This window comes from Acinetobacter corruptisaponis, from assembly GCF_030053775.1.
In the GTDB taxonomy this organism is placed as follows: Bacteria; Pseudomonadota; Gammaproteobacteria; order Pseudomonadales; family Moraxellaceae; genus Acinetobacter; species Acinetobacter corruptisaponis.
The window spans coordinates 3,254,073-3,276,128 of sequence record NZ_CP125669.1 but is presented as its reverse complement, the minus strand read 5'-3'; the positions used below and the strand labels follow the sequence as shown (position 1 = coordinate 3,276,128).

The window sequence follows — 22,056 nt, the reverse complement described above, 5'->3', positions numbered from 1 at the left end:
TTTTTATCCTAATCAAACATCTTGTTTACCATTCTTTGCGCCTGTGGACCATAGAACCAGTAGGTCATTAGAAATAGTGGAATAGCAAGCATCGCCCACATGCCTAACACCGCGATGAGAAATTGCGGCTGTTTTAGATAGAGCAGAAAATTCTGCCAGATTTCAGGGTCTTTACGGGCAAAGATAAATAAACCGAGTAATAAACCAAAAATGTTATATCCCCAAAAAATCAGGGTAAATCCAAAAGTCAGGCGTTTCTTTTCCTGCACAGTTGGGGCACGGCGCTGTTGCTTTAAAAACCTGAATAAGACAAAAATAATCGCGATTAAATAAGGAACAGCGGTAAGCACACCACCAATACTATTGGGTAGAATTGCTGCCAATACCCCAGCAATCAAGGTTGAAACCAGACAAATAATAAAAAACCAAATATAGTACAAACGCAATGAAATCATTAACATAAACCTAGCTAGAGCGGTTTCGAGAAATAATTATAATTTTTTTTCACTTTTTTTTCATTTTTATGTCAACCAATCCTCAACTAGCACCGTTATATAGGGTACAAGGTCGCAGCAACCGAATGTTCATTGCACGGCATCCGCAATATTTTTCGGTGACCTTTCATTATGACTCTCCATCTTTTGCAAAGGTTTTGTTAGCAGCCAAAACCTTGAATAAAGATTTTGACCGACGATTTATCATCACTCGAATCGTCGGTTTTTATTTGCCTGAAATTTACGGTTTCAAACTGGTGCTGACAAGGCTAATTTCTCGATTTGGACAATAATCTCTTTGAAATATACAAAACTGATGTGAATGTAAAATGACAGTGCTATACTAAAATCTCATAAAATTAAAATAGTTAAGTTTTAAAAAATGAAATGTCCAAACTGTCAAATGGAAGTGGCAAACGACAATATCAATATTCAAAGCGATATGGGTAAATGTCAGGCATGCAACCACCTGTTTCGTGTTTCAGAACATTTCGACACGCCTGCATTTGCATTCGACCTGAACCAGCCCCCTAAAGGCGCATGGTACAAAAACAATATGCAGGAAATTAAGCTTGGGGCAACACTAAGAAGTCCAATCGCGTTCTTTCTTGTGCCATTTATGCTGATTTGGTCAGGTGGGTCATTGGGTGGTATTTATGGTACTCAAATCGCAAAGCAGCAGTTCAGCCTTTTACAAAGCCTATTTGGGATTCCATTTCTGCTTGGCACATTATTTTTTGGATTCATTACCCTCATGATGACATTCGGCAAAGTGGAACTAAGCATTGACCGTCAAGGAGGACGTGTTTTTACAGGCATTGGAAAAATAGGAAAATCCAAATCTTTCCAATGGCATGAAGTGACCAGAATCCGTGAGAATTATGTCGCCAACTCATCCAACAAACAGCAAGGGCAAATCTTTATTGATGCGGCTCAACCCATCCGTTTCGGTCTAGGGCTTTCTCAGGAACGACATTTCTACCTGTTCCATGCTCTCAAAAAAATCCAGTCACAATATAAACCTGAACGAAGATAAACCGATTTAAAATTATTCACCGACACTCCCTCATGGCATGAATTGTCAATTCTGGTTTTTTATTGCCCTTTAAACTGTGGCAAACGTCTCTCCAGCATGGCACGTACTCCCTCTTGTGCATCTTCTGATACAAACAGTGGTTTGAGATAACTGTCCATGTTCTGGAATGCAAAAGTCTGTCCCTGTGTCACCGCATCGGTTGCCGAAGCCAATAAGGCCTGTACAGCAAGCGGTGCAGCAATACAAATTTCTTTGGCAATTTCGATGGCACGTTGCAATTGTTTGCCATTCTCAACAATCTCAGACACAAGATTCAGTTGATCAGCCGTTTTGCTATTAAAGGTCTTACCTGTTAACAAATACGGCATGGCCTTTTGCCAACCTGCGGCTTGCACAAAACGTACTGTTGCGCCTCCAAAAGGCATAATCCCGCGTAGCACTTCAAGCTGACCAAATACCGTGTTTTCACTGGCAATCACCACATCGGCATTCAGCATCAACTCCATCCCTGCGGTATAACAGATCCCTTGCACAGCCACCACCACTGGCTTGGTTCTGTGCCGACCACCAACACCCCAGGGATTAATTTGGCTTTCCTCAAAATTAAAAATGCCCTGTGGAATTTTTGGTTGTAATTCAACCAGGTCCAGACCTGCCGTGAAATGATCACCATGTGCAAAAATCACGGCGCAACGTAATTCAGGATTGTTCTCATATTCGGTTAAGGCCAGAGATAAATCCTCAATCATATGACTATCAAAGGCATTTCGTTTTGCGACCCGATCCAAGCCAATCAACATCACATGACCCATCATTTCACGGCTTACTTTTCCTGAACTCATTTTTGTATTTCCTCATTTTTTAATAATAACTTCGATTCTAAATTAGAGGATCGCTTAAAAATGATCAAGCTGCACTATGTATGGCTTTTTCTGCTCAGCAAAGCCCTCCTTTCCATTTAAATACATGCTACCTTATTCCCATACAAAAATAGGGATTTTCTATTTCATGACCGTGCGTTTTTTTCATACTTCTGACTGGCATTTGGGGCAATTCTTTTATAATCATTCCCGCCATTATGAACATGAACAATTTCTGGCATGGTTACTTGAGCAAATCAAACAGAAACAGCCGCATGCCTTACTGATCGCAGGCGATATTTTTGATGTGATCAACCCCAGTTCGCAGGCACAAAAACAACTGTATCAATTCCTTGCCGATACACATGAACTTGCACCGCACATGCAAACCCTGATGATCGCGGGCAATCACGATTCAGGCTACAGAATTGAACAGGTTGAGCCATTATTAGCGAAATATAATGCCAAAACGGTTGGGGTAATTCGCTGGAATGAAGATAATACGCTGGATTTGGAACGTTTAATTCTGCCCATTTATGATGAGCAAAAACAGATTGTCGCGTGGTGTATTGCTCTGCCATTCTTGCGTTCCGCCGAAATCACAGGCTTTAATGAACACACTACCAATAGCCAAAACGCCATTGCTTATCTACACCAACAATTAATCGAAGAAGCCAAACGTCGTAAAACCGATGATCAGGCCTTGATTCTGATGTCACATGCGCATATGCAAGGTGGGGAAACCTCGGATTCAGAGCGACCGATTATTATTGGCAATGAAGAGGCACTTTCTACCAGCCTGTTTGATGACAGTATCGATTATGTTGCGCTCGGACATCTGCATAAACCACAGAAAGTTGGGCAAGATCATATTCGTTATAGTGGCTCTCCAATTCCGCTATCATTTAGTGAAATCAACTATAAGCACCAAGTGGTTGAAGTCACGATTGACTCGACCAAACCAGAAAATAAGCTGGATTTTGAAGCATTGGCCATCCCGCGAAGTATCCAACTGCATAAAATTAAAGATGAACTCACAGCGGTCATGCAGCAGCTTAAAAAGCTACCAAGTGACCCCATCGAAAATATTGACCATCGTGAATATGTCGATATCGAATATCATACCGCAATTCCCCCGCAGCCAAATTTGCGCCAACAATTTGAAGATGCCTTGCCAAAGGATCGCTATCGTCTGGTGCGTATTTCCAGACAATATTTATCTAATGAAAATAATGCTGAAAATAAGCAGACCATTAGCCTAGAGCCACCGACACCAGAAAAATTATTCCAGCAGATCTGGGAGAAAAAGGGTTATCACGCCGATGATGAAGTCACCAAAGATTTCTTAAGTCTGGTGAATGAAGCACAGAAAAAACTAGAAGATGATCAAAGTTCTTAAGGACATGCCATGAAAATTTTATCGATTCGACTAAAAAATCTGGCATCTCTTGCGGGTGAGCACTTTATTGATTTTGAGTGCGATCCTTTGGCCAATGCAGGCTTGATCGCGATTGTCGGGAAAACAGGTGCAGGTAAATCCACCATTTTAGATGCCATGTGTCTGGCCCTGTTTAATAAAATTCCCCGTCTTAAGGAAAGTGATGGCAAGCTTCTGGATGTGGATGGTTCTGAGCTGCTGACCAACTCTCCCCTGACCGTTTTACGTCGTGGTACAGGACACGGCTTTGCTGAACTATGTTTTGTGGCACAAGACCAAAAACATTATCAGGCGCGTTGGGAAATTAAACGTGCCCGTGAAAATGCCAGTGGGAAACTGCAAAGTGTGCAGCGCTCGCTTAAATGTCTCACAGACGGTGTGGTGGTGGCAGACAAAACCAAAGCCGTCGAAAGCCATATCCAGCAAATTACCCAACTTAGTTTTGAACAATTCACTCGTGCCGTTTTACTGGCACAATCGGAAGTGACCGCATTTTTAAAGGCGCGTGATACTGAACGCGGCGAATTGCTGGAATACCTGACCAACTCCAGTATCTTCGCCAAAATTGGTCAACTGGCGTTTGAAAAAACCCGTGAAATAACCAACCAGCGCAAACAACTGGAAAATGTCTTAGGTCATATTGAAATTCGTTCCGATGAAGAAGTTGCTGCCTTACAAACTCAATTTCAACAGACACAACAACAGGTCCAGCAGCTTGAAACCAAGCGAACACAACTCAAGCAACAGCAGCAGTGGTTTGAACAGCAACACAAGCTCGAAAGTGAAATTACTTTCAAAAAGCGACAGCATGAAACGCAACTCAATGCCCATACTGCACTCGCAACAGATCGTCAGTTGCTTGCACAATTGGAAATCTTTTCCGAGATTCGTCCTGTTGTTTTTCAACAGCAGCAAATCCAAAAAACACTGCAACAACTTGAGCCACAGCTTCAACAAAAACAGCAACATTTTAGTCGCTTAACCACAGAGTTCGAGCAGGAAAAAGTCCGCTATACACAAGCAGAAACAGCGCTGCAACAGTTCCAAAATTTTGAGATGCAACATCAAGAGGAGTTGAGTGAGGTTCGTAAATACGTTCAGGAACGTGACTATATTGCCGAGGATTATAAAAAAACCAAAGCTCGACTCACACACATCGAAAATCAGCAACAACCTTTGCTACAACAGCAGCAACAGCTTGAGCAACATCTCCAGAATATAGGTACACAACAGACATCCTGTCTTGAGCAATTACAGCAAAATGCCCACTTTTCAGCTTTAGATAAGGGACTGCATGCCCATGTGCAGCAACTAGAGCAGTTTATTCAACACTATCAAAAAGTTGAAAATACGCTGGGGAATATTCAACAGGCTCAAAGCAAACTTGAGCAAGATAAAAGCCAACTTGAGCAATTAATCACGCAGTTTGGTACAACGCAGCAGATTGATAGCACCCTTGAGCAGAAACAGGCGCAGAAAGAGCAAGTGTTGACTCAATTGAATCAACTGGATGTAATCCAACAAAAATTACAGCATTATTTTGCATTAAAGAATGAAGTTGAAAACCTAAAGCATCAACTCAATACGATACAGCAACACGATCAACAACATGAACAAAATACCAAAAAAGCTGAGGAAGATTATCAATCGGCAAAAACTGAACGTGAAAAATTGCAATATATCTTGCAGCAGCAACGCTTATTACACGCTGAAAATATTGAACATTTGCGTGCTGAACTCAAACATGGCGAAGCCTGTGTAGTATGTGGCAGCACAGAACACCCCTATCGCGAGGATGAAAGTCCAGTTTCGAAAGCATTGTATGAACTACAACAGCAGCAAGAACAACAAGCCATTCAGCAAGAACAGCAATGCTTCCAAACTTGGCAAACAGCGCAGCAACAATTTACCCAACTTCAATCTGAGCAAAAACAGCGCCAAACAGCCTTGCAACAAACTCAGGAAAAATTAAATACTCAAAAACAAGAATTACAGCAGTATTTGACTCAAAGTCATATTCAACTCGATTTTAATTTAGCTCAACACGCGCTTGAGACAGCATTACATCACTTAAGCGCTCAATCTACACAAACAAAACAACAGATTGATCAGGAATTACAACAACTCACTCAGGCCAGTAAACAGCAGTTTAATTTAAACCAGTCTATCCAGAACACGGCCTATCAACTGGAAACTGTACAGCAATTACAGCGACAGATTCAGCATATTGTAGATTGTCTGGAAAGTCGTGAGAAAACACTTTGGCTGGAACAACCACTTAGCCAAGCACAACAGATTGTGCAGCGTTTAAAACAACGCCTGCAACAGCTTGATCATGCGGATGGACTCAGCAAACAACAACAGCACAGCACACAACAACTCAATTTATTAATATCAAATCTGAATAGTTTAAGCACGCAACATACTGAGCTAAATCAGCAATTGCAGGAAATTGCGAAAAAAGGTCAACAAAATAGTGAGGCTGCCAATCAACTCATTCTGGCAATGGCTGGTTCAACTGAATTGAAAGCCAATGAATGGTTGCATCAACATGATCAACAACGTCAGCAAGTGCAGCATCAATATCAGCAGGTGAAACAGAATTTCGAACAGGCACGACAAAACTTTGAGCAACAAAAAAATGAACTAGAGCAACTCAAAGCACAGCACCAGCACAATCAGCATGCATTCACGCAATGTTCAACACAAATCAGTGTATGGTTGACGCAGCACGTGCATTTTGAAGAACAGCAACTCAGTCAATTGCTAGTCATTTCTTCAACGCAGGAACAGCAAATTCGCTTAACGCTACAAAATGCGGATCGTGTCTTGAATGAGGCCGCCTATGCGCTTAAAACCGCACAACAGCTATTCAATGAGCATCAGCAACAACAGCCTGAGATCCAACATGAACAACTGACCGAAATGATTCAATTAAATCAGGACAAACTACAACAGCAACTTGAACAACGCGATCAATATAAAGTTCAGCTTGAATTGCATCAGCAAAACCTTGCCAAACAAAAACAGTTTGCCGATCAAATTCAACAGGTGCAACAGCAGGAACATCGCTGGAATAAGATTTCGAGCTTGATTGGTGATTCTAAAGGTAAAGATTTCCGTGATTTGGCCCAACAATATAATCTGGATATTTTGCTGGAATATGCCAATCAGCAATTAGCGATGTTATCGCAACGTTACACATTAAAGCGCTTGGAAAACTCGCTCAGTCTGGCGATTATCGATCATGATATGGATGGTGAAACCCGTTCAGTGGCTTCACTGTCTGGTGGTGAGTCTTTCCTCACTGCCCTTGCAATTTCTTTGGCGATTGCCAATATGGCTTCGGGTTCCATGAAAATCGAGTCACTGTTTATTGATGAAGGTTTTGGTACGCTGGATGCCTCGTCCTTGCACATGGTAATGAATGCCTTGGATCAGCTACAAAGCCAAGGCCGTAAAGTGATTTTAATTTCACATATTCAGGAAATGCATGAACGAATTCCTGTACAGATTCAGGTGCAGCCGATGGGTTCTGGTTCAAGTCGGATTGAAGTGGTAGGTTAATATGCAGTAGCCCAACGCTTCATTTAAAAACTGGCAAATCCAACTTGGCATTTTGTTTGCTTAGCTTAACCTGTTACGATTCGCTCATTACTTTAGAATTTAACTATGTCAAAATTCCATATTGATTGCCTACTTGAATATTCAGTCTCTCAAGCCACTGAGTTTATTTTCCAAGTCGAAGCAGCCCAACATGAATGGCAACATACGCTTGCAGAGCATGTTTCCATTACACCAGCTCAATTGAACATACAACATTTTGAACGGGATCAGTCTTCCAACCGATTAATACGCATTTCAGCAGCGGAAAACAGTCGTGTGCGCCTACATTATAGCGCCCATGTTGAAACCAACATTCCTCAACGCCCTCTTGATGCCGTTGAAAATACTATTGCTCAACTTCCTGCTGAAAGCTTATTTTATCTTGCACCCAGCCGTTTTTGTGAATCTGATCTTTTGGTCAATATGGCTATCCGTACCTTTGGCAATTCCCCTACAGGCTATCAACGGGTACAGGCCATTTGTGACTGGATTTACAACAATATTAACTATGAATCTGGATCGTCCAACAACACAACCTCTGCAAAAGATATTCTCATCAATCGGGCTGGAGTATGTCGTGACTTTGCCCATTTAGGTATTGCCATTTGCCGTGCCTTGAATATTCCAGCTCGTTTTGTGTTTGGCTATATGCCTTTTTACAAGGCACTACCTGATTTCCATGCCATTTTTGAAGTTTATCTGGGTCAACAATGGATACTGTTTGATGCAACGAATATGGGAACGATTGATGAGTTTGTGAGGGTTGGTACAGGTTTGGATGCTAAAGATGTGCCCTTTGCCTCTTTATTTGGAACAGCCGAACTGATCAAAATATACCCCCAAATTACCAAGCTCTAATGATGATAATCCCGTGCACCAAACAGCGCTGTCCCGACTCTGACCATGGTTGAACCTGCCGCAATGGCAGCGTCCAGATCACCTGACATTCCCATACTCAAGGTATCCCAATCTTGAGGCCGTGCATGTTGTGACCTAACCTGCTCAAACAAGGTTTTTGCATCAGCAAATGCGGCACTATTCTCTGGTGCTGGAATCACCATTAGCCCACGTAAACGTATGTTTGGAAGCTGACTGATATGTTGAACCAATTCAGCAACCTCATCAGGCTGGCAGCCATCCTTGCTGTCTTGCCCATCAATATTTACCTGAATACAGATATTTAAAGGCTTTCGACTTTCCAGACGCTGAATGGATAAACGTTCAGCAATAATCAGGCGGTCCACGCCATGCACCCAATCAAACTTTTCTGCCAAATGTTTGGTTTTATTGCGCTGTACATGACCAATAAAATGCCATTCGATCTCTAAATCCTGTAGTTCATCAATTTTTGTCAACGCTTCCTGCAAATAGTTTTCCCCAAAGCTACGCTGTCCAGCCTGATACATTTTCCGCAGGCTTTGGCTGGGATGGGTCTTTGAAACAGCCAGCAATTGCACTGATGCAGGATCACGCTGAACATGCTCACACGCCAGTTGAATCTGATCTAATACGGATTGGCGGGATTGTTGCGATTGATTCATTGACACAGTTCTCACTTGTAAAATCTTTTTTTACATTGATAGGACTCAGGGTGTTGGTAAGCCTGAATGAAAGCCGTATATTATTCTACAAAATAATGAGACATTTTGGTTTGTTTCGGGGAAATTATGGATATTACAGAACTACTCGCCTTTTCAGTCAAAAACGGTGCTTCGGATTTACACCTTTCAGCGGGTATGCCTCCTATGATTCGTGTGGATGGTGAAGTTCGCCGAATCAACTTGCCAGCACTTGAGCATAAAGATGTACACCGTCTGGTGTATGACATCATGAACGATAAACAACGTCGTGACTATGAAGAAAAGCTGGAAACAGACTTTTCATTTGAAGTTCCCAACATTGCCCGTTTCCGTGTGAACGCATTTAACCAGAACCGTGGTGCTGGTGCGGTGTTCCGTACCATTCCATCAAAGGTTTTGACCATGGAAGACCTTGGCCTTGGTTCAATCTTCAAGGAAATCTGTGATTATCCACGCGGGATTGTACTGGTAACAGGACCGACAGGTTCTGGTAAGTCAACCACACTTGCTGCGATGATCGACTATATTAACGAAAACCGTTATGACCACATTTTAACGGTCGAAGACCCAATCGAATTTGTACACCAGTCTAAAAAATGCCTGATCAACCAGCGTGAAGTGCACCGTGATACACATGGCTTCAATGAAGCACTGCGTTCAGCACTGCGTGAAGACCCTGACATTATCCTGGTTGGTGAGATGCGTGACCTGGAAACCATTCGTCTGGCATTGACTGCTGCGGAAACGGGTCACTTGGTGTTTGGTACACTACATACCACCTCTGCGGCAAAAACCATTGACCGTGTGATTGACGTATTCCCTGCTGAAGAAAAAGACATGGTGCGTGCCATGTTGTCAGAATCATTACAAGCCGTAATTTCACAAACACTCTTGAAAAAGAATGGTGGCGGTCGTGTTGCAGCGCACGAGATCATGATTGGTATTCCTGCAATTCGTAACCTTGTCCGTGAGAACAAGGTTGCCCAAATGTACTCTGCAATTCAGACAGGTGCAAACTATGGTATGACCACACTGGATCAAAGTCTGAAAACACTTGTATCCAAGGGTATTATCAATACTCAAACTGCCCGTACCGCAGCAAAACAGCCAGAATCATTCCTATAAGAATAAAATGAATTAGAGAAATAGCATGGATTTTAATGATTTACTTAATCTGATGATTCAACAAAATGCATCGGACTTGTTTGTCACCGCAGATGTTGAACCGTCGATGAAAATTAACGGGCAAATTGTGCCTGTTGCCAAAACGAAGTTATCGGGTGAAATTGTCGGTCAACTGATCAACTCAGTGATGACTGACAAGCAACGTAAAGAATTTGCCGATACACGTGAATGTAACTTTGCCATCACCAACCGTGAAAAAACAGCACGCTTCCGTGTCAGCGCATTTCAACAACGTGATATGCCTGGGATGATCCTGCGTAAAATTGAAACGCATATTCCAAGCATGGAAGACCTGAAACTACCAGAAGTGCTCAAAGAACTTGCCATGACCAAGCGTGGCATCATTATCTTTGTGGGTGCAACAGGTACAGGTAAATCCACCTCTTTGGCCTCCATGATTAGCTATCGCAACCACAATTCAAAAGGTCACATCATTACCATCGAGGACCCAATTGAATTTGTACACCAACATGCGGGCTGTATCATCACCCAGCGCGAAGTGGGTATTGATACTGACTCATTTGAAATCGCATTGAAGAATACCTTACGTCAGGCACCTGATGTCATCCTGATTGGTGAGATTCGTTCCCGTGAAACCATGGACTATGCCATTGCCTTTGCGGAAACAGGTCACTTGGTATTAGCCACCCTACATGCCAACAACGCCAACCAGGCACTGGACCGTATCATTCACTTCTTTGAGGCAGATCGCCATAGCCAGCTTTATATGGACTTGTCGCTGAATATGAGAGCAATGGTCGCACAACAACTTATTCCAACCCCTGACGGTAATTCACGCCGTGCTGCCATTGAAATTTTGATCAATACACCATTATTGGCAGATTATATTCGTAAGGGCGAAATTCATGAGATTAAAGATGTCATGAAGCGTTCACGCGAACTCGGTATGCAGACCTTTGACCAAGCCTTATTTGACCTTTATAAGGCAGGTGAAATCACCTACAAAGATGCACTTAAACATGCAGACTCGCCAAACGATTTACGTCTCACCATCAAACTTTCAGAAGAAGGTGCAGACCAATTACTCAGTGCCAGCAAAAATATTACCTTTGATGGTCAATAAGCGATTTTTTAATCCATTAAAAAAGAGAAAGTTGCTCACAACTTTCTCTTTTTTATTTGTTCAATTTTGGTTAATTGAAGAAACTTTACAAGCTTGAACACTTATTTCTTACGAAAAGCTTCCTGACATTCAGCATCACTACAATAACCATACAAATTCAGCGAATGGCCAGTTAAGGCAAAACCATGCTGATCTGCAACTGAATGTTGTTCTTTTTCAATCACATCATTCGTAAATTCAACGACTTTGTTGCAGTTCAAGCATACCAGGTGGTCGTGGTGATCTTCCTGCATAATTTCAAAAACAGAGTGATTGTTTTCAAAATGGTGACGCTGAATGATTCCAGCAGCTTCAAATTGTGTTAACACACGGTAAACTGTTGCTAGGCCAACATCTTCACCTTGCTCTAGCAGTGTTTTATAAATATCTTCCGCACTTAAATGGTGTTGCTTTGAATTTTCTAATAATTCCAAAATCTTAATACGAGGAAGGGTGACTTTAAGTCCAGCTTTACGTAAGTCTTGGTTGGAAATAGGCATGAAAAAAGGTCTCTCAACAAATCTTAAGTTGGAATAGGCAATAGAGTTTAGATGCAGTATGATCTATCCTTGAATCAAATGCATCATCATTTATCAGGATAGTGTAGCAAAATGCAAAAAATCATGCTGGCGTTGTTCGTCACTTCAGTACTTAGCGGTTGTTCAGTCTTTGGTGTTTATAAAGTTGATATTCCACAGGGAACACCCTTAACCAAGGCACAGGCATCTCAAGTACAGGTCGGCATGAGCTTTCAGCAAGTCCGTTTCTTGCTGGGTAGTCCAACTGTGACAGATCCTTTAAATCCACAGCGCTGGGACTACATTTACAACTATATACCAGGTACCTATGCAAAAAAAGCAAAAATACCAGCAGCCCATGGTCAACATTTAAAAGTTTACTTTGACGAAAATGGTAATGTACAACGTATTGAGGGCCTGGATACCATCCCTGAATCACAACCTGGTTTACCAGCATCAAAAGAAGCCATTTTGACTGCGCCCCCACTATAACCGCTTTCCCATAAAATAAAACCCCTCATCGAAGCATTCGTGAGGGGTTTTATTTATGACTGTGATGGCCTAAAACGATTACCCTTTACAAATCGACCAACTGGATTCTTTGCAGCTCGCTTACGTCGAATATCCTTGGGATTAATGGTTAAAGCCCGATAGACCTCAACACGGTCCCCCGCCTGCAATATTGTTTCAGCCTCAATTCTTGAACCAAAAACTCCCAACTGCAAAGGTTCAGGTAAACAGACCTGATCAGCCAAGCCACTGTTCTGGATTGCCTGCAATGCAGTCATGCCATCAATAAAGGCAACGGCGATATGAAATTGCTGCTCAGGGCTGGCAAAGGCAACCCAGACTTGTTTGCACTGTTCCATTATAGACTTTGCCCAATAACGGCCACCATCGCAACCACAATGGAAAGGGGCAACACCAGACGCACGGCAATACGCCACAGGTTATAAAACAGTTCATTGCTAAAATTCATGGCTTTACGCAGATGGCTAATCTTCATGATCCAGCCTGCAAAAATGGCATAGATCAGGCAAATTACCAGTCCCCATAACATCAGTAAAACATTAAAGATTTGCTCAACCTGAGGTATGATCCAAACTGCAATAGCGGCAACAATAATCACCCACTGCACAATGACCACAAGTTGACGTTGTGCCAACTGTTCTTTCGCCAATTGAATCAATAACGCGGCTGACATGATTGCAGCAAACACCCAGGCTAGAGCTGGAAACTGGGCCTGAATTGAAAAGAATCCAAAAGCAATCACGGCAAATAACTGGGCTATCCAGATCGGTAATGTGGCTGAAGTTGCATTTTCCTGCTTTTTAATTGTAGATAGGCTGCTCTGCCAATATAGACCCAAGCCTAAACCACTGGCCACCAGAGCCAAAACAGTTGCATTGCCCCATTCCCTAAACTCGACACCCGTCCAGTGCCATGCCTGTAGCTGGGTTCCCATTACATTGGCAAGGATAAATGCGCTAATCACACCAATTGCTGTCAGTGCAATTAAGAATAAACGTGGAATAAAGGACAGGCCAACAGCGATGATTGCCAAAACCGCAAAAATAATTTGGCTGGACATATCAGCTGCAAGTTGCAGACCTACCACATGCGTTGCTGTGGTTAAAACACTACCTGTAAAAAAAGGAACAAAAACCACAGCCAACCAGCCAACCAGACGCCATCTAGGTGAGGCATCCGCATCACGTGTTAAGCTGGAAAGTGCCTGTAATGCTGTGGTCTGTGAACGCTTTGCTAAAGCAATTTCAAGATAGCCAATGGGTAATGCCAACACAAACATGGTGCCCAACCACAACAGCCAGAAGTCAAATTGACGATCAATCTGGATACCAACGGTAGGGGCCAATGTGGTAATCATGACAAAAGATAAGCAAAACGCCATCACTGGAGCCAGCCAGCGTGACAGAGCGGTGTCCTGCATAATGCATTCCTTGAAAAATCCTTGAACTCATTGCAGCTCTTTATGGAGCTTACAATGAAATATTCAATCTATTTTGCCTTTCTCAAGCTTGAAAATCAAAACAAAAGATGCCGAAAGAAAAAAGCAAATCACCCATTCAGATGATTTGCCGCGCACCATTTATTATTTTACTCGTTCGATCCCTTATTTATCATGTCTACTCATCTTATTATTTCTTATCATAAGGGATCTTTTTTTATTGTCTTATTATTATGAGAAGAAACGGGAGAACCAGTTTTTCCCCTTTTTCTTTTCATTTTCCCTAATGATACCCATCATATTTTCTTTGACTGCACCCACATAATCCGCATCATCATGGCGAATATGGTTAATCAGCCATTTTGACAGAACTTCATGCAGTTCCTGGTCAATGTCATGCCCCAACTCAAAACGCTCTCGATAGGACTCTATTTTCTTGATAAATAAGTCATGTACGCGCTTGTGTGGTATACGGTATTTATAGTTTGCCTCTTCCTGCAAGCTTTCCTCAAAGATAAAATGTGACTGGGTATAATCAATAATATTATCCAGAATCCCTTTCATCTTTACCCGATCACTGGCATATTTTAAATCAGCAATTTCATTAATATAATCCAGAATACGACGATGCTGATCATCAATGACGTCTATTCCAGTATTATATTCGACAGACCACTTCATCCCCACACCCCACCTGAAAACCAACGTTATTTAGTGAATAAAAACATCATATCGACAATTTTTTTAAATAAAAACACAGCATTTTTGTCAGATTTTAAACATTTTCACTCAAAAATAATTAACCTATTGTTTTCTATTTAATTTAATATTATGACCGATCAAAACACTCAAGTATTTTTTAACCAACGAGAAAATTAACCGCATTATTTTATTGAAATAAAAATAATTTTTATTATTTTAAATTATACTTTAGTATTAAAACCCAATATTCAGGTTTCCAATGTATTGTACTATCAACTTTAAATCAGAAATATCCTTTTCACGCCCATAACCTGCTTTAAAACCAGCAAGTGTTTTTAAATCTATAAAATGAATACCCTCTACAATATCTGAATGAAATAATAGCCATTCTGTTGTTTTTTCAAATGTTTCACAATTTACATCCAAATAAGCTTCTACACATCCTTTATGTAATCCAGGTTTACCATTCGGGCGTGTTTTCAAAGTCCAGCTCTGCCTTAAGATTGTAAATAAATCTGGAGTTACCACAATATCAATGTCCTCGGTTTCACGAATCCCATGAACAGTAAGCACACCTCCACCAACCACAATAAATTGATCTAGGGGTAAATTTAAATTTCTTAACGCGGCAACAAGTTCTTTTTTATCCATCCCTAATATTGGTCTGCCTTAGTTATGCGCTTTAATGCTGGATTTTCAGCTTCCCGAATAAGACGCTCGACCTGCGTTAAGGCATGTTTAATCGGATGACCATGTTCAAACAAGATCATTTCTCCAGGCTGATACGCTTTCCAGGCTTCATTATGCGTTAAAGGTTCAGTGGTAATCACAGCCACACGGTCTTCTGGTGTGGTCACCTCACTAAAATCAACCTCGACATCCAGATCAATCAGGTGGGCATGCTGAAATGGATATTCACGTACCAGCCAATGTAGCTTAGTGGTTGCATAGCTAAACAGTGCCTTGCCATTGGACAGGCAGAAATTGAACGTACCAAATTCAGCAATCTGTGGCGCAATACGTTCTAACAGGAAAAAGACTTTTTCGATACAAGGCTCGGTATAGCCAAATGTTTCAACCATTTGATCCAGCAAGTAACAGAATGCACGCTCACTATCGGTATTGCCCACAGGTTCAAAACGACCACTGAGTTGGGGATTAAAATCATGTAAATCGCCATTATGCGCAAAAATCCAGTGCCTGCCCCATAATTCACGTAAAAACGGATGTGAATTTTCCAAGGTGATTTTACCCTGAGTGGCCTTACGGATATGCGCAATCACATTGCGGGACTTAATCGGATAGTTGCGAATTAAATCCGCAATTGGCGATTCAACCGCAGATTGATTATCGACAAATAGGCGGCAGGCTTTATCTTCAAAAAAAGCAATCCCAAAACCATCACAGTGATCAGACGTGACACCAGCTCGTTGGGAAAAACCACGAAAAGAAAAAGTAATGTCTGTGGGGGTGGCGCAATTCATTCCTAATAGCTGGCACATATCTTTTAACTTGCTAACATCTATGCCTATTGTGCATGAGGTTCAGATGCCTTGTAAATCTGAATATGTGCGCACTATTAAATCAAGTGTGATAATCCCTACCGTTGCGCCATTTTATTCATCACAAATGAGGTGGCGATCTTGTTCACTTCCAGAAATACAAAATAATCCAGACATTTAAAATCCTCATCATAAAAGGCCTGTTTGGATAGTCTGGACTGCATGCCCAAATAGGTTTGAAATAGCTTAGGCATCTTTTCATCCTGCGGAAAACTGTAGTCAGGACGTTCTGGTTCAAAGGCACGCTTGGAACGAATGTCAATGCTTTGATGATCCGTCAATTGCTGAAGCTGGCGATGAGTATAATAGGCACGTGCCAGATTATCCTCCAGATGAATACTGACACAGCCCATGAGATATTTGGCACGCATCGACCAAAGCACTTTAGGGGCAAGATTCAGCCACAGCATGGATAATGCCTTGCCAGATCGAAACTGTGGATGTACACAGGTACGACCAATTTCCAAAACGTTTGGTAAATGGGATAAATGAGGGATGATTTCAAATTCCTGAGCGCTGTAGCTCTGCCCAATTTCATGCCCCTGAAACAACTTGAGGCGAGTATAGGCAACAATTTCACCTGTCCATTTTTCACGTAATACCGCATGCTCACAACCAAAATCATAAAGGTCCTGATCCAGACCATCCTCAAAGGACAGTCCAAACTGATGGCTAAACTGTGCTGCCCTAAAGCGTTGTACTTGTTGTAATTCTTTTAGGTTATCCACCCACTCAAAACGAAACTGGTTTTGCGATGGTTTCTGGCGTAAAGGTGAAGTCAGTGTATGACGATACTGATTTAATTTTTCTAGCATAATGAAAGCTCCTTATGACTAGAGTTACCTTAAATCGCTTCAATGACACTTCAATGAATAAAACATGAACAGATGATGACGAAAAAAGAGACCTGCATGAGGCCTCTTTTTATTTGCAAAATCCTAGTGTTTTGCTCGATTGGTAATCAATGTTCCAACGCCATGATCGGTAAAGATTTCCAGTAATGTTGCATGTGGCACACGGCCATCAACAATGTGTGCGCTAACCACTCCACCTTTCACTGCATCCAGCGCACAACCCACTTTAGGAATCATACCCCCATAAATCACGCCAGTCTCAATCAGACGGTCAACTTCCTGCGTACTCAGTCCAGTCAACAGGTTTTTATTCTCATCCAATACGCCTGTGATATTGGTCAAGAGAATCAGTTTTTCAGCACCCAAGGCTTCAGCAACTTTCCCCGCAACCAAGTCTGCATTGATGTTATAGGTATTGCCCTCTTCATCCACGCCCAAAGGCGCAATCACTGGAATAAAGTCACCTTGGGTAAACATTTCCAGTACATCTGTTTTAACACCTGTGACTTCACCCACCATACCCAAATCAATTTGAGTGACTGAACCGTCGGCTTCCTGTTTTTCCATCAATAATTTACGGGCACGCAGCAAGTTGCCATCTTTACCTGTTAAACCAATGGCACGGCCACCATGCTGGTTAATCAGGTTGACAATGGATTTATTGACACTACCACCCAAAACCATTTCAACCACTTCCATAGTGGCAGCATCAGTCACACGCATCCCATCAATACGGTCAGATTCCTGCCCAAGACGCTTCAACAATGAATCGACCTGTGGACCACCACCATGGACCACAATTGGATTTAGACCCACTGTTTTCAACAACACGATATCACGAGCAAACGAACTTTCCAGCTCTGGATCAGTCATGGCATTGCCACCATATTTGACCACCAGCGTTTTTCCTGCAAAACGCTGAATATACGGCAAAGCTTCAATCAAAATTTTTGCTTTATCAATGCCGATATGCTCGTGTGGCATGCGCCCTCTCCTTATTAAGCCTGTGCAAGTTCTTGTGCAATTTGTGGATATTGATGTTGCAGCATAGAAACAAATTTCTGGCGAATCTCAGTTAACCGATCTGGATGATCTGCATCAAAGCGGACAGTGAAGTATTCACCTGTGTTGGATGCTCGAATAATGCCAAAACCATCGTCAAAATCAAGCCTTACCCCATCAATTTTACTTAAACGTGCGCCTAAATGATGGCTTAGAAGCTCAATGTCATCCAAAACCTGTTTAGGATTGACCTCATGCGTACTGATATAGGTATCTTCGGTACAATATCGTTCAGGGTAAATACTGAGTAATTCAGACAGACTCTTAGCATTGGACTGGGTGAGGTATTCCATCACTCGTAATGCGGCATACAAACCATCATCGTAGCCAAAGCCACGTCCATCATTAAATACATAGTGGCCTGCATATTCACCACCAAATACTGCTGTACCTTGCGATTTGGACAAATAGGCACGCAGGAAACTGCTGCCCGTACGGATCATTTTGGCCTGACCATCAAGTTGCCCCACCGTATCAGCAACCATCCGAGAGCATTTCACATCAAATACGATTTCTTTATGCGGATGTTGTTGTAAGCACATTTGCGCAAATAAAGAGATGAGGCGGTCAGGACTAATAATATGTGCCTGTTCATCCAGCAATACCACCCGATCACCATCCCCATCAAGGGCAATGCCCATATCCGCTTTTTCAGCAATAATCGTGGCCTGTAATTGCTGCAAATGGGCAGCATGGGATGGATCGGGTGCATGGTCTGGGAAATGGCCATTCGCCTCACAACGCAATGCAATGACTTCACAGCCCAATGTCTGCAAGACTTGTTTGGCGCAGTGTCCTGCTGAACCATGTAAACTATCCAGAACAATTTTCAAGGGGCGCAGCAACTGAATATCATTCAGTAGCGACTGCTGATATTGTAGACAATATTGCGGGTTAAACTGGTGAGAAACAGTCTCTACATGAATATCAGCATTCATGGATAAAGAGACTTGGGCCAACTGCCCCACCTGTTGAATGGTTTCTGGACTTGGTGGTTCACCCTTTAAAATCCACTTGATGCCATTATCCGATTTGGGATTATGGCTGGCAGTCACCATAATGCCATTCCCACCAAAATCACGGGCAATGTAGTACATCATCGGCGATGAACAGCAACCGATATTGGTCACGTTCAAGCCTTGTTGTTCTAATACTTTTTGAATGATATTAGCATAGCTTGGGCTGGTTAAACGTGCGTCATAGCCAATCACAATTTGATTCTGCTCAGCATATTTATAGTGTTGGGCTAAAGCATGGGCAATGGAACATATAATATTCGGTGTCAGATGAGACAACTTTCCACGAATATCGTAGGCACGAAAAATATTCAGAGGAAATATTTGTTGTATATTCACATAAAACTCCTCTTAATAGTCAAAAACATACATTATAAAAAAAGTAACGATTAAAAGGTTTAATCGTTACTTTCATTACCTTTATTCATTTCTATCTAGAATATACATGACTCATCGAAATATTGTTTTAATATTACAGTAAATCGTAAACTTAGTTTTTACCTGTATGCCCAAAACCACCTGCACCGCGTTCGGTTGCAACAAATTCTTCAACTTGTTCAAATTCTGCCTGTACCACAGGCACTAAAACATATTGTGCCAAACGTTCACCTGGTTCCAAACAGAAAGTGTTTTGTCCACGATTCCATACAGAAATCATCAACTCACCTTGGTAATCCGAATCAATTAAACCCACTAAATTGCCCAATACAATGCCATGCTTATGGCCCAAACCCGAACGTGGCAAGATCAAGCCCGCAAAGTTTGGATCTTCAATATAAATGGCCAGACCAGTTTTGACTAAAACCGTTTCACCCGCCGCAATCTCAATCGCTTTATCTAAACAGGCGCGTAAATCTAAACCTGCTGAACCTGTAGTTGCATAAGCAGGCATCGCCCACTCCTGACCTAAACGGGCATCTAATACTTTAACCTGAACTTTCATGACAAATTCCTACTGATGATTTATTAACGTTTCAATAAAGCTCTTAAATTGGCGAGATGCTGTTGAGCCTGTTCTTTTGGATCAACATTAGGGGCAAGTTTCTTTTTACGACCATGCCACTCCAGTTCATCCTGTGGTAATTCATCCAGAAAACGGCTTGGAGTCATTTGACGCATCTGCCCACCATTCTTGCGTTGCTCTGCCAAAGTCAGGGTTAGGCCCTGACGCGCACGGGTAATTCCCACATACATTAAACGGCGTTCTTCCTCAATCGTTTCAGCCGCAATCGAGTTTTTATGGGGCAATAACTCTTCTTCCAGACCAATCATATACACATACGGAAATTCCAGACCTTTTGCCGCATGTAAGGTCAATAAGTTAACCTTGTCGGTATCTTCCTCTTCTTGCTGCTGCTCCAGCAAATCCAGCAACACCAGTTTACGAATCACGCTTTCAATATTTTTCTCATCAACATCATCAGCACGATTAATCAGGTTTTGAATACTGGTATATAGACTCTCGATATTGTCGAGTTTGGTTTTTTCCTGTGCAGGGGTCGCAGCCTGTTCACGTACATAATCAATATAGCCTGCCTCGTTGATCATCTGGCGAACTTTAGGCACAGGTTCATCATCATCCAACAGTTCACGGGTAAAGGTTGCAATAAAATCTGCAAACTCATGCAACTGTGTGGCCGCTTTCTTTGGCAACACCATTGACAGCCGTTGATCCGAAGAAGCAGTTAACAGCGATAAGGTATTTTCCTGTGCAAACAAACCCAGCTTTTCCAAAGTCACAGGCCCAATCGCACGTTTTGGCGTGTTAATAATGCGTAAAAATGCGCTGTCATCTTCAGGATTGATAATTAAGCGTAAATAGCTCATCACATCCTTAATTTCGGCGCGGGCGAAGAATGATTGACCACCTGACAATTTGTAAGGAATCTGCATTTGGCGCAGTTGGGTTTCCAGAACCCGTGCCTGAAAGTTGCCGCGATATAAAATTGCGTAGTCTTTCCAGCTTTTGCCATTCATCAGTTTATGTGTAATCAGGTCTTTTACCACCCGTTCAGCTTCATCATCGTCATTTAAACAGGTGATAATCCGAATGGTTTCACCATGTCCCTTGTCACTCCACAATTTCTTGTCAAAGATATGTGGATTGTTTCCAATAACGGCATTGGCTGCTTTGAGGATACGGCTGGTGGAGCGATAGTTTTGCTCCAGCTTGATCACGTTTAAATTATGAAAATCTTCTTTCAGCAACGCCATGTTTTCAGGCTTTGCTCCACGCCATGCGTAAATGGACTGGTCATCATCACCAACGGCTGTGAATTGCCCCATCACTCCAACCAGAAGCTTGACCAGCGTATATTGTGCGGTGTTGGTATCCTGATATTCATCCACCAATAAATAACGGACACGGTTTTGCCATTTTTCTCGCACCTCAGCATTTTCCTGAAGCAAGCGGGTTGGCATCACGATCAAGTCATCAAAATCAACCGCATTATAGGCACGCAGGTTACGTTCATAGAGTTGATACAAATGGGCAAGCTGAACATCTTCAACCGTTTCACAAACCGAATGCGCCTGTTCAGGAATGATGAGATCATTCTTCCAGTCTGAAATCTTCTTCATTGCCTTGGCAATGAGTTCCTTACTCTCCGCACCAGACAGGTTGTCACGCTGCATCAAGTCCATCAGGATACGTTTGCAGTCATCAGCATCTAAAATGGAAAAATTATTTTTAAGCGGTAAATGTTTAAGTTCCAAACGTAATAAATTCAAGCCGAACGTATGAAACGTTGAAACGGAAAGTCCTTTGGCCTCTTCACGGGAAAGTAGTTTCCCCACACGCTCTTTCATCTCACGTGCGGCCTTATTGGTAAAGGTCATCGCGGTAATACGGTAGGCAGGTATCCCACATTGCTTAACCAAATAGGCAATTTTTTGGGTAATCACAGATGTTTTACCAGAACCTGCTCCTGCAAGCACCAACAAAGGCCCTTGAACATATTTCATGGCTTCATATTGCTTGTCATTGAGTTGACTACCAGTCGACATCCGTACATACCCCTCGTTTTTTGAGCCCGATTTTGCGAGACTAAG

At 42.1% G+C, this 22,056-nt stretch carries 21 protein-coding genes; 7 read left to right on the top strand and 14 right to left on the bottom strand.

Features of this window, described 5'->3' with window-relative positions:
- Window positions 1-8: 8 nt before the first annotated feature.
- Window positions 9-455 (bottom strand): ABZJ_00895 family protein, encoded by a 447-nt coding sequence (locus tag QLH32_RS15595; RefSeq protein WP_283266957.1) that lies wholly within the window; start codon window positions 453-455, stop codon window positions 9-11.
- A gap of 421 nt (window positions 456-876) precedes the next feature.
- Here QLH32_RS15595 and QLH32_RS15590 point away from each other — a divergent pair, with 421 nt between their 5' ends.
- The gene (locus QLH32_RS15590) at window positions 877-1,530 is read left to right on the top strand and encodes a hypothetical protein (protein WP_283266956.1); all 654 of its coding nucleotides are present in this window, start codon (window positions 877-879) and stop codon (window positions 1,528-1,530) included.
- A gap of 59 nt (window positions 1,531-1,589) precedes the next feature.
- Here QLH32_RS15590 and QLH32_RS15585 read toward each other — a convergent pair whose 3' ends face one another.
- Window positions 1,590-2,372, bottom strand: coding sequence for a crotonase/enoyl-CoA hydratase family protein (locus tag QLH32_RS15585; protein ID WP_283266955.1), 783 nt, complete (start codon window positions 2,370-2,372; stop codon window positions 1,590-1,592).
- A gap of 166 nt (window positions 2,373-2,538) precedes the next feature.
- Between QLH32_RS15585 and QLH32_RS15580 the strand changes: the two genes are divergently transcribed.
- The 3 genes from QLH32_RS15580 (at window position 2,539) to QLH32_RS15570 (ending at window position 8,292) form a co-directional block, all read left to right on the top strand.
- Window positions 2,539-3,789, top strand: a complete 1,251-nt coding sequence (locus QLH32_RS15580) for an exonuclease SbcCD subunit D C-terminal domain-containing protein (protein WP_432442288.1) — start codon at window positions 2,539-2,541, stop codon at window positions 3,787-3,789.
- A gap of 9 nt (window positions 3,790-3,798) precedes the next feature.
- Window positions 3,799-7,395, top strand: a complete 3,597-nt coding sequence (locus QLH32_RS15575) for an AAA family ATPase (protein ID WP_283266954.1) — start codon at window positions 3,799-3,801, stop codon at window positions 7,393-7,395.
- Window positions 7,396-7,500: 105 nt separating this feature from the next.
- Window positions 7,501-8,292 carry a transglutaminase-like domain-containing protein gene (locus tag QLH32_RS15570; protein WP_283266952.1) on the top strand — a complete coding sequence of 264 codons (792 nt, stop codon included), beginning with the start codon at window positions 7,501-7,503 and terminating at the stop codon, window positions 8,290-8,292.
- Here the strand turns inward: QLH32_RS15570 and QLH32_RS15565 are convergent.
- Window positions 8,289-8,975, bottom strand: a complete 687-nt coding sequence (locus tag QLH32_RS15565) for a YggS family pyridoxal phosphate-dependent enzyme (protein WP_283266951.1) — start codon at window positions 8,973-8,975, stop codon at window positions 8,289-8,291. The two genes, QLH32_RS15570 and QLH32_RS15565, sit on opposite strands and share 4 nt — an antisense overlap.
- A gap of 126 nt (window positions 8,976-9,101) precedes the next feature.
- Here QLH32_RS15565 and QLH32_RS15560 point away from each other — a divergent pair, with 126 nt between their 5' ends.
- Window positions 9,102-10,139, top strand: coding sequence for a type IV pilus twitching motility protein PilT (locus QLH32_RS15560; protein WP_267980244.1), 1,038 nt, complete (start codon window positions 9,102-9,104; stop codon window positions 10,137-10,139).
- 25 nt (window positions 10,140-10,164) lie between these two features.
- Window positions 10,165-11,283, top strand: coding sequence for a PilT/PilU family type 4a pilus ATPase (locus tag QLH32_RS15555; protein ID WP_279959583.1), 1,119 nt, complete (start codon window positions 10,165-10,167; stop codon window positions 11,281-11,283).
- A gap of 101 nt (window positions 11,284-11,384) precedes the next feature.
- Here QLH32_RS15555 and fur read toward each other — a convergent pair whose 3' ends face one another.
- Window positions 11,385-11,822 carry a ferric iron uptake transcriptional regulator gene (fur, locus tag QLH32_RS15550; protein WP_004682786.1) on the bottom strand — a complete coding sequence of 146 codons (438 nt, stop codon included), beginning with the start codon at window positions 11,820-11,822 and terminating at the stop codon, window positions 11,385-11,387.
- A gap of 111 nt (window positions 11,823-11,933) precedes the next feature.
- On the opposite strand from fur, the gene QLH32_RS15545 reads away from it, so the two are divergent.
- Window positions 11,934-12,332, top strand: coding sequence for an outer membrane protein assembly factor BamE (locus QLH32_RS15545; RefSeq protein ID WP_004676608.1), 399 nt, complete (start codon window positions 11,934-11,936; stop codon window positions 12,330-12,332).
- A gap of 53 nt (window positions 12,333-12,385) precedes the next feature.
- Here the strand turns inward: QLH32_RS15545 and QLH32_RS15540 are convergent, their stop codons facing one another.
- The 10 genes from QLH32_RS15540 to QLH32_RS15495 all read right to left on the bottom strand — a co-directional run bounded on the left by QLH32_RS15540 (window position 12,386) and on the right by QLH32_RS15495 (window position 22,011).
- Window positions 12,386-12,709 (bottom strand): RnfH family protein, encoded by a 324-nt coding sequence (locus QLH32_RS15540; RefSeq protein WP_283266950.1) that lies wholly within the window; start codon window positions 12,707-12,709, stop codon window positions 12,386-12,388.
- Window positions 12,709-13,791 (bottom strand): hypothetical protein, encoded by a 1,083-nt coding sequence (locus tag QLH32_RS15535; protein WP_283266949.1) that lies wholly within the window; start codon window positions 13,789-13,791, stop codon window positions 12,709-12,711. Before QLH32_RS15535 ends, QLH32_RS15540 begins: the two co-directional genes overlap by 1 nt.
- Before the next feature lie 249 nt (window positions 13,792-14,040).
- Window positions 14,041-14,496 carry a bacteriohemerythrin gene (locus QLH32_RS15530; RefSeq protein ID WP_267980240.1) on the bottom strand — a complete coding sequence of 152 codons (456 nt, stop codon included), beginning with the start codon at window positions 14,494-14,496 and terminating at the stop codon, window positions 14,041-14,043.
- Window positions 14,497-14,745: 249 nt separating this feature from the next.
- Entirely contained in the window at window positions 14,746-15,162 is a 417-nt protein-coding gene (locus QLH32_RS15525; RefSeq protein ID WP_283266947.1) for a zinc ABC transporter substrate-binding protein, read from the bottom strand.
- 2 nt (window positions 15,163-15,164) lie between these two features.
- Window positions 15,165-16,013, bottom strand: coding sequence for a class II glutamine amidotransferase (locus QLH32_RS15520; protein ID WP_283266946.1), 849 nt, complete (start codon window positions 16,011-16,013; stop codon window positions 15,165-15,167).
- Between the two features lie 98 nt (window positions 16,014-16,111).
- Window positions 16,112-16,888, bottom strand: a complete 777-nt coding sequence (locus tag QLH32_RS15515; protein WP_279961241.1) for a GNAT family N-acetyltransferase — start codon at window positions 16,886-16,888, stop codon at window positions 16,112-16,114.
- 123 nt (window positions 16,889-17,011) lie between these two features.
- Window positions 17,012-17,911 carry an acetylglutamate kinase gene (argB, locus tag QLH32_RS15510; protein WP_004682793.1) on the bottom strand — a complete coding sequence of 300 codons (900 nt, stop codon included), beginning with the start codon at window positions 17,909-17,911 and terminating at the stop codon, window positions 17,012-17,014.
- A 14-nt stretch (window positions 17,912-17,925) separates the two neighbouring features.
- Complete coding sequence (locus QLH32_RS15505; RefSeq protein ID WP_283266943.1) at window positions 17,926-19,344, bottom strand: phosphomannomutase/phosphoglucomutase; 1,419 nt, start codon at window positions 19,342-19,344, stop codon at window positions 17,926-17,928.
- A 151-nt stretch (window positions 19,345-19,495) separates the two neighbouring features.
- Window positions 19,496-19,948 (bottom strand): dUTP diphosphatase, encoded by a 453-nt coding sequence (dut, locus tag QLH32_RS15500; protein ID WP_283266942.1) that lies wholly within the window; start codon window positions 19,946-19,948, stop codon window positions 19,496-19,498.
- 23 nt (window positions 19,949-19,971) lie between these two features.
- A complete protein-coding gene (locus QLH32_RS15495) occupies window positions 19,972-22,011 on the bottom strand; it encodes a UvrD-helicase domain-containing protein (protein WP_283266941.1) in 2,040 nt (679 codons plus the stop codon).
- Between the last annotated feature and the right edge of the window lie 45 nt (window positions 22,012-22,056).